The 14,741-nt window shown below is 69.7% G+C and carries 14 protein-coding genes and 1 tRNA gene; 6 read left to right on the forward strand and 9 right to left on the reverse strand.

Annotated elements, in window-relative coordinates:
* Positions 1 to 16 precede the first annotated feature (16 nt).
* Positions 17 to 2,032 (reverse strand): methyl-accepting chemotaxis protein, encoded by a 2,016-nt coding sequence (locus HXX10_RS21420; RefSeq protein ID WP_296525068.1) that lies wholly within the window; start codon positions 2,030 to 2,032, stop codon positions 17 to 19.
* Positions 2,033 to 2,278: 246 nt separating this feature from the next.
* On the opposite strand from HXX10_RS21420, the gene HXX10_RS21425 reads away from it, so the two are divergent.
* Complete coding sequence (locus HXX10_RS21425; protein WP_296525070.1) at positions 2,279 to 2,572, forward strand: hypothetical protein; 294 nt, start codon at positions 2,279 to 2,281, stop codon at positions 2,570 to 2,572.
* Positions 2,573 to 2,612: 40 nt separating this feature from the next.
* Here HXX10_RS21425 and HXX10_RS21430 read toward each other — a convergent pair whose 3' ends face one another.
* A complete protein-coding gene (locus HXX10_RS21430; RefSeq protein WP_296525073.1) occupies positions 2,613 to 3,590 on the reverse strand; it encodes a tripartite tricarboxylate transporter substrate binding protein in 978 nt (325 codons plus the stop codon).
* Between the two features lie 218 nt (positions 3,591 to 3,808).
* On the opposite strand from HXX10_RS21430, the gene HXX10_RS21435 reads away from it, so the two are divergent.
* The gene (locus HXX10_RS21435; protein WP_296525075.1) at positions 3,809 to 4,171 is read left to right on the forward strand and encodes a hypothetical protein; all 363 of its coding nucleotides are present in this window, start codon (positions 3,809 to 3,811) and stop codon (positions 4,169 to 4,171) included.
* A gap of 378 nt (positions 4,172 to 4,549) precedes the next feature.
* Positions 4,550 to 5,167 (forward strand): LysE family translocator, encoded by a 618-nt coding sequence (locus HXX10_RS21440; RefSeq protein ID WP_296525077.1) that lies wholly within the window; start codon positions 4,550 to 4,552, stop codon positions 5,165 to 5,167.
* 30 nt (positions 5,168 to 5,197) lie between these two features.
* On the opposite strand, the gene HXX10_RS21445 is transcribed toward HXX10_RS21440, so the two are convergent.
* From HXX10_RS21445 to HXX10_RS21460, 4 genes are all read right to left on the reverse strand, one after another.
* Entirely contained in the window at positions 5,198 to 5,629 is a 432-nt protein-coding gene (locus HXX10_RS21445) for a hypothetical protein (protein ID WP_296525078.1), read from the reverse strand.
* Positions 5,630 to 5,783: 154 nt separating this feature from the next.
* The gene (bluB, locus tag HXX10_RS21450; RefSeq protein ID WP_296525079.1) at positions 5,784 to 6,488 is read right to left on the reverse strand and encodes a 5,6-dimethylbenzimidazole synthase; all 705 of its coding nucleotides are present in this window, start codon (positions 6,486 to 6,488) and stop codon (positions 5,784 to 5,786) included.
* 239 nt (positions 6,489 to 6,727) lie between these two features.
* Complete coding sequence (locus HXX10_RS21455) at positions 6,728 to 7,132, reverse strand: hypothetical protein (protein ID WP_367142012.1); 405 nt, start codon at positions 7,130 to 7,132, stop codon at positions 6,728 to 6,730.
* A 121-nt stretch (positions 7,133 to 7,253) separates the two neighbouring features.
* Positions 7,254 to 7,619 (reverse strand): DUF952 domain-containing protein, encoded by a 366-nt coding sequence (locus tag HXX10_RS21460; RefSeq protein ID WP_296525081.1) that lies wholly within the window; start codon positions 7,617 to 7,619, stop codon positions 7,254 to 7,256.
* A 339-nt stretch (positions 7,620 to 7,958) separates the two neighbouring features.
* On the opposite strand from HXX10_RS21460, the gene HXX10_RS21465 reads away from it, so the two are divergent.
* Positions 7,959 to 8,034, forward strand: a tRNA-Phe gene (locus tag HXX10_RS21465).
* Between the two features lie 65 nt (positions 8,035 to 8,099).
* Here the strand turns inward: HXX10_RS21465 and HXX10_RS21470 are convergent.
* From HXX10_RS21470 to HXX10_RS21480, 3 genes are all read right to left on the reverse strand, one after another.
* Positions 8,100 to 8,852, reverse strand: coding sequence for a GntR family transcriptional regulator (locus tag HXX10_RS21470; RefSeq protein ID WP_296525083.1), 753 nt, complete (start codon positions 8,850 to 8,852; stop codon positions 8,100 to 8,102).
* Positions 8,853 to 8,889: 37 nt separating this feature from the next.
* Positions 8,890 to 10,413 (reverse strand): MmgE/PrpD family protein, encoded by a 1,524-nt coding sequence (locus HXX10_RS21475; RefSeq protein WP_296525085.1) that lies wholly within the window; start codon positions 10,411 to 10,413, stop codon positions 8,890 to 8,892.
* A 117-nt stretch (positions 10,414 to 10,530) separates the two neighbouring features.
* Entirely contained in the window at positions 10,531 to 11,838 is a 1,308-nt protein-coding gene (locus HXX10_RS21480; RefSeq protein ID WP_296525086.1) for a citrate:proton symporter, read from the reverse strand.
* 583 nt (positions 11,839 to 12,421) lie between these two features.
* Here HXX10_RS21480 and HXX10_RS21485 point away from each other — a divergent pair.
* Together HXX10_RS21485 and HXX10_RS21490 are read left to right on the forward strand one after the other, a co-directional pair.
* Entirely contained in the window at positions 12,422 to 13,471 is a 1,050-nt protein-coding gene (locus HXX10_RS21485) for an amidohydrolase family protein (protein ID WP_296525088.1), read from the forward strand.
* Positions 13,468 to 14,463, forward strand: a complete 996-nt coding sequence (locus tag HXX10_RS21490) for a tripartite tricarboxylate transporter substrate binding protein (protein WP_296525090.1) — start codon at positions 13,468 to 13,470, stop codon at positions 14,461 to 14,463. The genes HXX10_RS21485 and HXX10_RS21490 overlap by 4 nt, the downstream gene beginning before the upstream one ends.
* Positions 14,464 to 14,741 lie beyond the last annotated feature (278 nt).

Consider the following 14,741-nt stretch of genomic DNA (forward strand, 5'->3'; position numbering starts at 1 on the left):
GACGAGGGCGTGCCGATCACGCCACCTTGGCGAGGAACTCGTCGACCGCCGTCTGCAGATGACGGGCCGCCCCGGCGAGCTCGCCGGTCGCGCCCAGAACGTCGGTGGCCGAACGGCTCGCCTCGCCGATCGCCCCCCGCACGGTCGCGATGTTGCCGGCGAGCCGGCTGGCCCCGTCCGCCGCCTGGGCGACGCTGCGCGAAATCTCGTGGGTGGCCGCCGACTGCTCCTCGATGGTGGCCGCGATGGTCGCGGTGAAGCGGCTGATGTCGTCCATGGTCGTGGTGATGCGGCCGATCGCATCGACGGCGTCCGAGGTCGACGACTGGATCCCGGCGACCTGCGAGGCGATCTCCTCGGTCGCCTTGCCGGTCTGGCTCGCCAGCGTCTTCACCTCGGAGGCGACCACGGCGAAGCCCTTGCCGGCCTCGCCGGCGCGTGCCGCCTCGATGGTGGCGTTGAGCGCCAAAAGGTTGGTCTGCTCGGCGATCGCCTTGATCAGGCCGACCACATTGCCGATCCGCTGCGCCGCCTGGGCGAGCGTGCCGACCTGCTCGTTGCTGCGGCCGGCGAGCGTCGTCGCCTCGCCGACCACCGCGTTGGCCTGGCCGATCTGGCGGCCGATCTCGGCCACCGACGAGCCGAGCTCGTCGGCCGCGGAGGCGACGCTCTGCACGTTGTCGGCCGCCTGCTCGGAGGCCTGGGCGGCGGCGCCGGCCTGCTTGCTGGCGTCGGCCGCGACCGTGTCGAGGGACGTCGCCGTGCTCTCGAGCTTCTTCAGGCTGGCGCCGACCGCGGTGAGCACCTCACCGATGCTGGAGCGGAACACCGCGATCAGACCATCGACCCGCCGCTGGCGGTCGGTCTGGTCGGCGAGCGCGCGCTCGTCGGCGGCCTTTCGCTCGATCGCCGACTGCCGGAACACCTCGATCGAGCGGGCCATCACGCCGATCTCGTCCTGGCGCTCGACGCTCGGCACCTTGATGTCATACTGGCCGGCCCGCATCTCGCCCATGGTGTGCGACAGCTCGCCGAGCAGATCCCGGATGGTGCGCAGCACGATCCGGCTCATCACCAGCACGGCCACGATGGCGATCGAGGTCAGGCCGAAATAGAGGAGAATATTCCACCAGGCGGTCGAAAGCCGGCGCTCGGCCTCGGCGATGGTGCCGTCGACGCTCGCCGTGATCAGCTTGGCGAGGGTCGGCAGCAGGGCCTGGTTGACGGAGCCCCAGGCCGCGAGATCGGCCTCGGGCGCCTTCTCGCCGGCGTTCTTCAGCGCGATCGCCTGCAGCTCGGCATACCGCTTGCCGTGGGTGGTGCCGACGGCCCGGAACTGGGCGACCACCTCGGGCAGCGCATACTCCTCGAGCAGCCTGCCGTAGCTCGCCTGGTGGGTGTTGGCCTCCGCCAGCATCAGGAACGCCGGCGGCGGCAGGCTGCCTTCCCGCAGGGCGCGTTCACCATTGTTGCGCAGGACGAGGCTGGCACTGTTGTATTTCAGCAAGGCGTAGAGGCCGAGGATGCGACGCGACAGCCCGTCCTCCGCGGTCGCCACCGCCGTGCGGCCGACCAGCTCGATGCCGAGGCCTGCGAGCGGCGCCCGGAAGGCCGGAATGTCAGAAATGGCCGCCGACTTGGAATCCATGCGGGACCGATGCGCGACCTGGCGGCCAAGCTGCTCGTCGATCGAGCGGAGATAGTCGCGAATGGCGACGTCCTGTGGAGCGACCACTGCGACGGTATCCTGCAACGCCTTGTAGGCCTGGTCGGTCTCCCGACGCTGGGCATCGAGGGCGGCCTTTTCGGCGCTGCCCAGCAGCCAGTTGCGCTCCGCCATACCCTCGGCCGGGAAAGCGAACGAGACGTAGCGGGTCACCGAGACGGCCAGCCGCAGCATGCGGGTGGCGTCGGAGAGCGCGTCGTATTTCAGCCACTGCTCGTACGTGAGCCGTCCGGCGAACAGAGTCAGCACCAGGACGGGGACGACGCTGGCGATGAGAAGCAGCTTGGCGAAGGAGATGTGGCGCACTGAAGGAAGCCTTCGGTCCGGGGCAGATAGCTGGTTCTAACCTGCAACGGTAAATGGATCCCTGACAAATGGTCGCCTTTCGAGCAACGCTTGCCCACGATGCGGGACAGAATACCGACCGAGCGGGAGAGGGGCTTGCGGTCCTGGCGCGATGGGCTTAACCGAAGGGCGCGAGAACGGCCGCACTCCCCCGGGCCGTGCGCAGGATATCGGCCGTACCGACGGCCTCTACCCACGAGTTCAGTGATGTTGGCGAATCTGGTGCGCGCGATCGTCTCCGCCGTGGTGGCGGTGGGGATCGGCGTGCTGCTCTACCTCGACGAACGGGTGCTCGGCTTCGTGATCACCAGCCTGACGGTCGGCCTGCTGGTGTTCGGCCTGATCGGATTGCTGGCGGGCGCCGCCTTCGCGGTGCGGGCCGGCCTGCGGCTGTTCATCGAGCCGCCCGAGGTGATGCCCGCCGTCCCGGCGGACCGGCGGCAGGCGGAACAGCGTCGAGCCGAGCATCTGCGCACCGAGGCGGCGACCAGCCCGTCCTGAAGCTCCAGTCGGCGGACGACTCTGCGATCGGCGCGCCGGATCAATCCGGCTTGGCGTTGGACACGCGCACCACCTCGGCCCATTTGCGCACCTCGGCGGCGACGAAGTCCGGCATCTCCGCGGTCGGACGGAAACGCGCCACCACGGCATTGCGATCGAAGGTCTCGCGCACCAAATCGGCACCGAGCGCCGCCTCGATGGTCTTGGCCAGCAGCGCGATGCGGTCCGGCGGCGTCCTGGCCGGGGCGAAATAGGCGAACCAGGCATCGGCATCGACGTCGGGCACGCCGGCCTCGGCCAGCGTCGGAATGTCGGGCATGAGGGCGACGCGCTTCGACGACGCGATGGCGAGCGCCCGCACCATCCCGCCCTCGAGCGGGCCACGGATATTGGCCACCGCGATGAAGCCGAAATCGACCACGCCGGCCATCAGGTCCTGGGCGAGCGGTCCGCCGCCCCGATAGGGCACGTGCTGCGCCTCGACGCCGGCCTTCAGCTTGAACAGCTCGCAGGCGAGATGCGAGGACGAGCCGTTGCCGGTCGACCCGTAGTTGAGCTTCCCTGGCTCTCGCTTCAGAAGTGCGACCAGCTCGGTCGCGCTCGACACCGGCAGCGTCTTCTTGACCACCAAAGCATGCGGCACCGTGCAGACCTCGCAGATCGGCGCGAAGCTCTCGACCGCGCGGTAGCCGAGCGTGGGATAGAGCGACTCGTTGGTGCCATGCGTCTGCTGGGTGCCGAGCACCAAGCGGTAGCCGTCCGGATCGGCGATCGCCACCGACTGCGCCGCGACCGAGCCGCCGCTGCCGCCGCGGTTCTCCACCACGACCGGTTGCCCGAATGCGCGCCCCATCGGCTCGCCGATGGCACGGGCCACCAGGTCGACCGAGCCGCCCGGCGGATAGGGCACGACCACGGTGACGGGCCGGCCCGGATACGGCGCGTCGGTCGCGGCCATGACGGGCCCGACGAGGCTGGCGCCGGCCGCGCCTAGAACAAAGCTGCGACGATCGATCATGGACAATCCAAAGCGGGGGTTGCGTGACGAACGGCGCCGACCGGCGCGCGCAGACGCGTGTCTTAGCGCCCAGCACCGCCGACAGACAAGCGAGCGGCGCGCGGCGCAGTCGGGCCGGCACGCTGGCCAGCCCCCACGGCTGCGCTAGGATGCCGCGCCCGGACAAAGCCACCAGGACAATGCCACCGAGGCGCGAACCGATCGGGAGAGCCACTTTGTTGCGATTGCAGACCCTCGAGCATCGCCGCCTCGCGCTCGCGACGCAGCGCAAGTTTGCGTTGCGCATGGCCATCGCAGTCGCCATGTGGTTCGCCCTCGCGGCCTTCGGCCTCGCGATCGGCATGGCCGGCTATGCGGGCTTCGAAGGCATGTCGCTCACGGACGCCTATGTGAACGCCGCCATGATCCTGTCCGGCATGGGGCCGATCGGCGAGCTCAAGACGACGGCGGGGAAGATCTTCGCCGGGTCCTACGCGATCTTCTCCGGGCTCATCATCGTCATCGCCTCGAGCTTCGTGCTCGCCCCGATCTTTCACCGCGTCCTGCACCGATTCCACGTCGAGCAGAGCAAGGATGAGTGATTTGGGATCCGGGTGATCAGCTCCGATCCACGACAACTGACGTCAGCGCCCGGGGCCGCCCCCCACCCCCGACCCCTCCCCACCGCTTCGCGGGGGGAGGGGAGCCGCAGCGCTTTCGTCTCCCCTCCCCCCGCGAGCGAAGCTCGTGGCGGGGAGGGGTCGGGGGTGGGGGGCAGCAGCCGAACTGATCGGCCGGAGCGCGTATGACCAAACGCCCGTGCGGCGGCGTTCCGCCCGTCTTGAAAGACGCACCGGCGAGGCGAACTCGCCGAACCGCGTCTTTGCCGAACCCCCGCTTTTCGGGTGGCCGCCGCACGATGCCAGCGGTAAGACCGCGCTCATGCGGTCCGTCGGCGTCGATCCGGTCAGGGAGCCACCATGCATCTCACGCCAGAATTCCTGCTCACCTCGCTGGTCGTGGTCGCCTCGCCCGGCACCGGCGTGCTCTACACGCTGGCGGCGGGCCTTTCGCGCGGGCGACGAGCCAGTGTCGCGGCGGCCTTCGGCTGCACGCTCGGCATCGTGCCGCACCTCGTCGCCGCGGTGCTCGGCCTCGCGGCGGTGCTGCACACCAGCGCGTTGCTGTTCCAGGCCGTGAAATTCGCCGGTGTCGCCTACTTGCTGGTGATGGCATGGCAGACGCTGCGCGAGCACGGTGCGCTCCGGGTCGAGACGAAGGCCGATCCGAGGCCCGCCCGCGAGGTGATCACCACGGGCGTGCTGATCAATATTTTGAACCCGAAGCTGTCGCTGTTCTTCGTCGCCTTCCTGCCGCAGTTCATCGAGGCCGGCGAGGCGGCACCGCTCCTGCGCATGCTGGAACTCTCCGCCGTGTTCATGGCGATGACGTTCGCCGTGTTCGTCGTCTACGGCATCACGGCGGCGGCGGTGCGCACCCATGTGGTGTCGCGGCCCGCCGTGATGACCTGGCTTCGGCGCGTCTTCGCGGCGGCCTTCGTGGCGCTCGGCGCCAAGCTGGCACTGGCCGAACGCTGATTTGCCGAACGCCGACTCGCCGAGCGCCGATCAGCGCAGCGCGAGCTTGCCGTATTCGCCGGCGGCGCGGGCCAGCATGGTTTCGCACTGCGCCGGACCGACGCTGTCGATGGTGCCGAGGTTTTCGCCCGACTCGCCGTGCCGGAACAGCCAGACGTCGCGGCCGTCGCGGACATTGATCGAGTGGCGAATGCCGTGCGGGGCGCCGCCGGCCGGCTCGCCGCCGAGCGGCACCAGCCAGAAGTCCACATGGGCGTGGTTGGTCGAGTGCGGGTCGAGATTGGTGTCGACCCGGAACGTCACATGCGCCTGCGCGAGATCCGCATTGGCATTCTCGATCGCCGGCAGCAGCACCGTGCGGGCCCATTCGGTGCCGGCCTCGAACCCCGAGACCACACGGGCCGCCTGACCCTGATCCTGCTGGTTCCGTCCGGCGAGAAACGCGTCTTGGATACGGCCCATGGCTCACCTCCTGTCGACGCCGGCGCCGGGCCCCTGCCCGATCGCCTCCGGGCGGACCGCGAGCGCCGATCCGCCCAATGACAACCCGCTCCCCCGGCGACGGTTCGCCCGAGCGGGCACAACCCGAGGTAACAAGGTGCGCCCTCGTCGACCCTCAGTCCAGCTCCGTGAGCAGCGGCTCGCGCCCGGTCCGCTGGTGCCAGCCGTCGAACCAGACGAGATCGCGCAGCGGCAGCCGGGGGAGCCAGCCGGCCGTCTCCAGCTCGGGCTTGGCGAAGAAATGCGACACCCGCCCGATGCACAAATAGGCGATCGGCTGGATCCGCGGCGGGATGCCGAGGGCGGCGCGCAGATCGTCGTAGCGCACGATGCTGACCCAGCCGACGCCGAGATTTTCGGCCCGCGCCGCCAGCCACAGGGTCTGCACGGCGCAGACGACGCTGTAGAGGTCCATCTCCGGCTGGTGGGTGCGGCCGATGACGACCGGGCCGGTGCGATCGCGGTCGCAGGTCACGCACAGGCCGATCGGCGCCTCCAGGACGCCTTCGAGCTTGAGTCGCCGATAGGTCGCGGCGCGGCCGTCGTCGAACATCCCGGCCGCCTCGGTGTGCGCGTCCGAGAAGGCCGCGTGGACGCGGCGCTTGGCCTCGGGATCGCGCACCACGATGAAGTCCCAGGGCTGCATGAAGCCGACCGAGGGCGCCTGGTGGGCGGCGGCGAGCAGCCGCGCCAAAACCTCGTCCGGGATCGGATCGGGCAGGAACTGGCCGCGCACGTCGCGGCGGGTGGCGATGCAGCGATAGACGGCGTCGCGCTCCTCCTCGGAGAAGTCGGCATTGTGCTGCACGGTTGCGTCCATGAGGTCCTCGTCGTCTCGGGCACGGCCGGCGCCGCCGGCGACCCGCGGTCGGCCATCATAGCGCGATTTGCGGCATGCCGTGGACCGGCGGCGCCGCTCCGGCCTGCCCGCGGAACAACCGCGCGCTGCTCGGGTGAGGGGTCGGCCCGCCGGCGGCGCGCAGCCTCGGGGCGCGCAACCGCGGGGGGCACTCGGCGGACCGACCCGCTCACCCGAACCGGGCGGCCGGACCGGCCGACCTAGTCGTGCGACAGCACCGCCAGCGGGGTCGGATAGGGCTCGACCCGGATCGACTCGTGGGCGAGCAGTCCGACCTTCTGGCGCGGGGCCTGCTCCAGCTCGCCGGTTGCCGACTTGCGCACGGCGTATTGCCAGGCGGTGAGCTCGCCGCGGGTCTTGAGGGCGCGGGCGACCGCGCCGGCGTCGCGGCCGCCGAGCGCATCGAGCTCGGCCTCGGAAAGGCCGATGACGATCTCGTCGCGAGCCGAGACGATCTTGAACAGCATGGTCATGGCGGTATTGCTCCGCGGGGCTTGCGCAAGGAGGCGGGTCTGGGGGTCGAGGGCGCTCTGGGCGAAGGCCGGGCCGGCCGCCGCGAAGAGCAGCGTGCCGGCGACGAGGTGCCGGCGTGCAATGTCAGGCATCGGAAGGTCCCCTCCGGAATCGCCGCGGCGGCAGGCGCCGACCGTCGATGCGACGCGAGCGCCGCGGCAATGAGAACGCTGAATAGTCCCTGCCCTTTGTCGCGGCGGAGCGCCCGGAGGTTCAGAGCCGGTCGACGAGGTCGGGGCTCTGCACGGTGCCGTCCGGCGACGTGGTGAGCGGCACGACGGAGCGCACCGCGGCGAGCGGCAGCGGTGCATAGAGATGCGGGAACAGCGCGCCGCCGCGCGATGGCTCGAAGCGCAGCGCGTCGCCGAGCGCAGCGGCCACCACCGCGACGAGCAGCAGGTCGCGCTGGCCGAAAAAGTGCTTCGCGGCCGTCTCGGCGACCTGCGCGGCGGTGGAGAAATGGATGAAGCCGTCGGCGAGGTCGACGGGGGCGCCCGTGAAGGTGCCGGCCCGCTCCGCCTCGCGCCACAGCGCCGCCGGGCAGATCTTGTAGACGAGCTCTTCGCGCGCAGCAGTCATGCGGGTCTCCGTTCGACAGGCTGACGCCCTCATACGCGCCCGCGCCGCCGCGCTCCAGCCCGGCCGCGTCCACACCTTGCTCGAAAAAGACCGGCGGCCCGGCGAACCGCCGGCGAACCGGTGCGGCCCCGCGGCCCGCCGGGACACCACCGGAAAGTCCTTCCGCATCGGCCATTTAGTCCGGCTTTGCAGCGGCTTCGCGGCCCGGAGCGCCGGTCCGTCGGCTGGGCCGAGCCGGGGCGGTGACGGGGCCGTGACGGCTTCTGGACAACCGTCCGGAACGCCTCTATAACCGCCCCCGCTCGCCGATGCCCCTGGGCATCGCGCTTCTGCGGGCACGCCCAGGTAGCTCAGTTGGTAGAGCACGTGACTGAAAATCACGGTGTCGGTGGTTCGATTCCGCCCCTGGGCACCATTCTTCATTTTGGCCTTCGGTCGCCCCGATAGTCCACCCGGCCGCGTGAGCCACCTTGTGCCGCCCTACGCTTGCGCGGCGGCCTCCGTGCCCCCGCGCTCGCCGCCTTGCAGGCTGCGCTCCAGCGCCGCGCGGGCGGAGGCGATGTGGCGGCGCATCAGGATCTCGGCCAGCTCGCCGTCGCGTTCGGCGATCGCATCGACGACGCGCTCGTGCTCCGCGAGGGCCTGGCGGGCGCGGCCCGGCACCACCCGGTGCTGCCGGCGGTAGAGCCGGAACAGCGTGTAGAACTCGTTGCACAGAAGGCCGAACAGCGTCTCGTTCTGGGCGATCCGGGCGATCAGGACGTGATAGTCGGTGTTGGCCGCCGCCTGCCAGCGCAGGCTGGTGTCGGGATCGGCGAGGGCGCGGCGCTGCATCTTCAGCACGGCGCGCAGCGCCGCGATGTCGGCCGGCGTCGCCCGCAGGGCCGCCTCACGGGCCGCCAGCCCTTCGAGCACCTCGCGAATGCGGAAGAGCTCGATCGCGAAGGTGCGCGACGGGACGATCACCCGCACGCCCTGGCGAGGCGAGCGGGTGACGAGCTTGCGCTCCTCGAGCTGCCGGATCGCCTCGCGCAGCGGTCCGCGGCTGACCCCGAAGCGGGCCGCCAGCCGCGGCTCGCTCAGCTTGCTGCCGGGCGGAAACTCGCCCTGGACGATCGCCTCGCTCAGCCGCGCGAACAGCGACTCGGAGAGCGACCGCTCGTCCTCACCGTCCGGCGGCGCGGCAACGGTGCCGAGAGCGACGGCGGCGGCGGATCGGTGCGGCGAGGTCATGACGGCGAGTCCTGCTCCGAGCAGACTGATCGACCGATCACCCCAGACCGCGATCGAAGATGCCCGCCCCGGTCGGCCGGGACGGCGTGACGGTGCCGGCCGGCAGCGCCGGCACGAGGCCGTCGAGCGCGCCGGCAGGACGGCCGGCGAATCCTCTCGCGGCGTCGAGGAACGCCTGCCGCTCGGCCGCGCCGAGCATCTCGCGGGTCAGCGTCTCGAACTTGCCGACATAGTCGGGCCAGGTCCACGGATGGGCGCCGTTCGGATGCGCGTCGGCGACCGCCCGCTCGCCCGACACGACACGACCGTCGTCGAGCGTGATGGTGAGCTTGCCGCCGAAGGCGCGCTTGGCCGGATCGGCCTCGTGGTAGCGCGCCGTCCACGCCTTGTCCTCGACGGTCCTGATCTTGTGCCACAACGCCACGGTCGACGGACGGTGGGCGCGCTCCGGCGTGTAGGAGCTCTCGTGGTGCCAGCCGCGGTCCTCGAGCGCCACCGCGAGGATGTACATGATCGAGTGATCGAGCGTCTCGCGGCTGGCGTCCGGATCGCTCTTCTGTGGATCGTTGGCGCCCGTCCCGATGACGTGATGGGTGTGATGGCTGGTCTCGAGCAGGATGTCCTCGACGCGGGAGAAGTCGCCGATCTGTCCGGCGAGGTCGCTGGCGAGATCGATCAGCGCCTGCGCCTGGTACTCGGCCGAATGCGCCTTGGTGTAGGTCTCGAGGATGCCGCGCGGGCTCTCTCCGTCGGCGGGGAGCCAGACGTCGTAGCGGCTGTCCGGACCGCCCAGCATCCAGGCGATCACCGACTCCTCACCCTCGTAGATCGGCGACGGCGCGCCCTCGCCCCGCATGGCGCGGTCGATGCACTCGATGGCGAGCTTGCCCGAGAAGCCCGGCACATAGGCCTTCCACGAGCTGATCTCGCCCTTGCGCGACTGCCGCGTCGAGAACGACAGATGCACGGCCTGGTTCACGGCCTGGTAGATCACCGGCGCCGGCAGGCCGAGCAGCGCACCGATGCCGGCCGTGGTCGCCGGGCAGAGATGGGCGACGTGGTCCTTCTTGTACTGGTGCAGCGAGATCGCCTTCACCAGCGCGACCTGGACCTCGTAGGAGACCGCGATGCCGCGGGCGAGCGCGGCGCCGTCGCACCCCATCTGCTGCGCCACCGCGACCAGCGGCGCGATGGCATCGCCCGGATGCGCGTAATCGGCCGCCAGGAAGGTGTCGTGGAAGTCGAGCTCGCGCACTGCCGTCGCGTTGGCCCAGGCCGCCCATTCGGCATCGACGCGGATCGCGGCAGCGAGCCCATACAGGGTCGCGCCGCCTTGGCGCGGATGCGCCAGCGCCATGGCGCGGGCCGCCGCCACCGGCGCGCGATTGATCGCCGCCAGCGCGACGCTGGCATTGTCGACGATCCGGCACGCGATCATGTCGGTCACGTCTGCGTCGAGCGGCCCGCAATGCGCCGCGAAGCTCGCGATGTGCCAAGCGAGCTGCTGCTCGCGCGGCAGCCGCGCGGCGGAGGGGTGAACCCGAACGGTGTGGCGTCTCATGACGAACGTCCTGCTTTCCTTACTGTCTCGCGAGTCGAGCACGCGGCCCGGTCCGGCGCGGAGAGACACGCGGGACCGGCCGGCATGGGTTAGGCGATCGCAGCGGGGCTGTCGACCTCACAGACGGATGTTGCCGAGAGCGACCGCGGTCGCCAGCCAGATCAGCGAGACGCCGATCGCCGGCAGCAGCGCGAACTTCTGCAGGTCGCCGAACTCGACCTTGTTGAGGCCGACCAGCAGATAGGTCGACGGCACCAGCGGGCTGAGCAGATGGGCGCCCTGCCCGATCAGGGCGGCGCGCCCCATCTCGGCGGCGTCGATGCCGTAGGCGGCGGCCGCCTTCACCAGCACGGGCAGGACGCCGAAATAGAACGCGTCGTTGGTCATGAAGAAGGTGCCGGGCAGGCTGATCAGCGCCGTGATGAGGGCGAGGTGCGGGCCCATCGACTCCGGCACGCCGGCCAGGATCATCTTGGCCATCGCGTCGACCATCTTGGTGTCGGCGAGAATGCCCATGAAGATGCCGGCCGCGAACACCATGGTGACCACCGGCGTGGCGTTGGCGCCGTTGGCGGCGATGCGCGCCTGCTGATCCTTGTTCTTGTAGTTGATCATCAGCGCGAGCGCCGTGCCGATGATGAACAGGATCGCCAGCGGCAGGACCTCGCCGATCAGGCAGACCATCAGCAGAACGACGAGCGCCGCATTGAACCAGAACCGCTCCGGACGCTTCAGCTTGGCGGCCTCCGGGTCGTCGTCGGCCGCGACGGCGGCGCCCTCGTGCTTGATGTCGAGGACGCCGAGCCGCGCCCGCTCCTGAAGGCCCCAGCGATAGCCCATGTAGCAGACGAACAGCGTGCCGAGCACCATGCCCGGGATCATCGGAACGAAGACCTGCGACGACTCGACGTTCAGCGAGGCGAGCACGCGCCCGGTCGGTCCGCCCCAGGGGATGATGTTCATCACGCTGTTTTCAAGCACCGCGATGGCCGGCAGAATGATCGGCCTCAGGCCGACCCGCCGGTGCACGGCCAGCATCGCCGAGCAGGTCACCAGGTAGGTGGTCGAGCCGTCGCCGTCGAGCGAGATGACGGCGGCCAGCACGGCCGTGCCGACGCACACCCGCACCGGATCGCCGCGCACCGACTCGAGGATCCGCTTGATGATCGGATCGAACAGGCCGGCGTCGATCATCACGCCGAAGAACAGGATGGCGAAGAAGATCATGATGCCGGTCGGCGCCACCCGCCTGACGCCGTCGAACATCATCTTGCCGAGCCCGGCGTCGTAGAAGCCGAGGCAGAGCGCGAACACGATCGGAATCAGGATCAGCGCGTTCATGGCTGTCATGCGCTTCGACATGATCAGGTACATGAACAGGATGATCATTGCGAAGCCGGCCACGCCCAATGTGGTGCTCGTCATGATGAACTCCTGATGGTCGGAAGGACGGATCGCCGACCGCGCGCCACGGGCGCGGGTGCGGATCGGCAAGGGTGGGGATCGTGTGCGGTGCGGCTCGAGGGGGAGGAGTCACGGGAGGACTCGGTGCGTCCTTGCCGGCGCTAGGGCGGCCCGGCCGCAGTGGGTCGATCGGCGCCGCGACGTCCTCTGTCGCGGGTGGCGGCTCCAGGAGCGAGAGGTCCGAGCGCCTTCGTCACAGTCATTCCCGTCTCTCCGAGCGTCTGCAGCACGAATGTGGACATATGCACAGCACACATCCTTCCGGGCCGCAGCGTGCGACCCGGTCCGGGCGAGCGATTTGTCGACAAATCTGGCGTAAGACTAAAGTAGGACGGGCGGACGCTAGTAGAGGCCGGCAGGTTTGTCGACAGAATTTCGGGCGACGACGGCGCCGGCCCGGCCAGCGAAAGCCGACCATGCGCTTTTGGCGGGGCTAGTCTGCTCGGGATTGTCCGTAATTGAGAACACGTTGCTCCCTGGCCTAATGTCCGCACTTGTCGAGTCCGCCTCCCGCGATCGGCACCACTTGGCCCGTACCCCCGTCATGAGCGAGACCGCCCTGCCCCGCACACCCCTGCTTTCGGCGATCGACGTGCACGCGCACGTGATCGTGCCCTCCGTCTACGATGTCACCAAACCGCACAGCCTCTTTGCCCGCGCCGAAGCAGACCCGTCGCTGTCGCCCGAGCAGAAGGCTGCCGTCGTCGCCCGCAACGGCGACGTGGTGCGCCGCATGGCCGACGTCACCGAGCGCATCACCGCCATGGACCGCATGGGCGTCGCCGTTCAGGTGCTGAGCGCCAGCCTCGTGCACCAGTGCAGCTATTTTGCCGAAGCCGCCGAGAGCCTCGCCATCGAGCGGCGCAACAACGACGCCATCGCGGCGCTGGTGCGCGGTGCCCCGTCGCGCTTCGCCGGGCTCGGCGGCGTGCCGCTGCACGCGCCCGATCTCGCCGCCGCCGAGCTCGAGCGCTGCGTCGGCGAGCTCGGCCTAGCGGGCGTGCAAATCTCGTCGCGGGTGCGCGACAAGGAGATCGGCGATCCGACCCTGCGGCCGTTCTGGGCCAAGGCCGAGGCGCTCGGCGCCGTCGTCTATGTGCATCCGGCCGGCAATCCGGATCCGCGGCTCGCCCCCTACATGATGTGGAACAGCCTCGGCCAGTCGATCGAGGAGACCTTCGCCATCGCCTCGCTGTTCTACGACGGCATTCTCGACGCCTATCCGAATCTCCGCATCTGCATCTCGCACGGCGGCGGCTATATGCCGTATTACACCGGCCGCATCGAGCGGAACTACATCGAGAAGCCGGCGACACGGAAGAACATGTCGAAGCCGCCGGCCGACTATCTGCGCATGCTGCACTATGACACCTGCGTCTATGATCCGCGTGCCCTCGCGAGTCTGGTCGAGACCGTCGGGACCGAGCGCGTGCTGCTCGGCTCGGACTATCCCGTAGGCGACCCCCGGCCGGTCGACTTCATCCAGGACGCCGCCTTCCTCTCGGCCGAGCAGAAATCCGCCATCCTGGCCGGCAATGCCACACGCCTCTACGGCATCGATCCCGGCCCCGCCCCCACAGGAGACACGCCATGACCCAGCCGATCTCGCGACGCACCGTCTGCACGGGCGGCCTCGCTCTGTCGGGGCTGGCGCTCGCCGACCTCGCCCTGTCGCCGGCTGCACTGGCGCAGCGCGGCGGCCCGCCCGTCACCGTGGTGGTGCCCTACACGGCCGGCAGCGCCCCCGATCTGTTCGGACGGCTGCTCACCGAGCACCTGCGGCAGCTTTCGAACCAGACCATGATCGTCGAGAACCGGGTCGGCGCCAGCGGCAATCTCGGCACGCTCAGCGTCGCCCGGGCGACGCCGGACGGCACCACGCTCCTGGTCACGGCCAACACGATCGTCATGAATCCGAGCCTGTTCAAGTCGCTCCAGTACGACCCGGTGAAGAGCTTCGAGCCGGTCGCGGCGTTGGTGACGGCGAACTTCGCCCTGGTGGTGAGCGCGTCGCTCGGTGTCGACACGCTCGCCGCGTTCGTCGAGAAGACGAAGGCCGCCAAGGACCCGATCAATTACGGCTCGCCCGGCATCGGCACGCCCCACCATCTGTCGATGGAGCTGTTCCGCCGCCGCGCCGGCATCGAGATGGTGCACGTGCCCTATCGCGGCCTCGCCCCGGCCGTGACGGATCTGGCCGGCGGCCACATCAGTGCGATGTTCATGCAGATCAACGCCGCGACCGAGCTGGCCAAGGACGGCCGTGTGAAGGTGCTGGCACTGATGGGCAGCGCCCGCAACCCCGTGGCGCCCAGCGTCGCGACCTTCGCCGAGCAGGGCATCACCGGCGTCGACGTCGACAACTGGTGGGGCATGTTCGCGCCGGCCAAGACGCCGGCCGACGTGATCCAGCAGATCAACGCCCGCGTCAATGAGGTGCTGAAGCTGCCCGAGGTGCTCAAGGTGATGGAGACCCAGGGCCAGACCCCGATGGGCGGTCCGCCGGAGCGCCTGAAGGAGCTGGTCGAAATCGACCGGGCGCGCTGGGCCGAGGTCATCAAGGCGGCCAACATCGTCCTGGACTGAGGCTTCGCGTGGGACCCATGCCTCCTTCACCTCTCCCCGCGCGCGGGCCAAGGAATGCACAGATCTCGTTTAGTCGAGGAAATCAGGTCATATAGCGAAGAGCGTTCCCCACCCGCCGGCGTCATCGCCGGGCTTGACCCGGCGATCCATCATTCGCGAACAAAGTTTTTTTGCGAAACTGGATGGATGCGCGGGTCGAGCCCGCGCATGACGACTCTCACGCGTGTGACGCGATCTGTGCATGCCATGGCACGCGCGGGGAGAGGGAGCGCCGCCGT

It is taken from the genome of Rhodoplanes sp., from assembly GCF_013377085.1.
In the GTDB taxonomy this organism is placed as follows: Bacteria; Pseudomonadota; Alphaproteobacteria; order Rhizobiales; family Xanthobacteraceae; genus Rhodoplanes.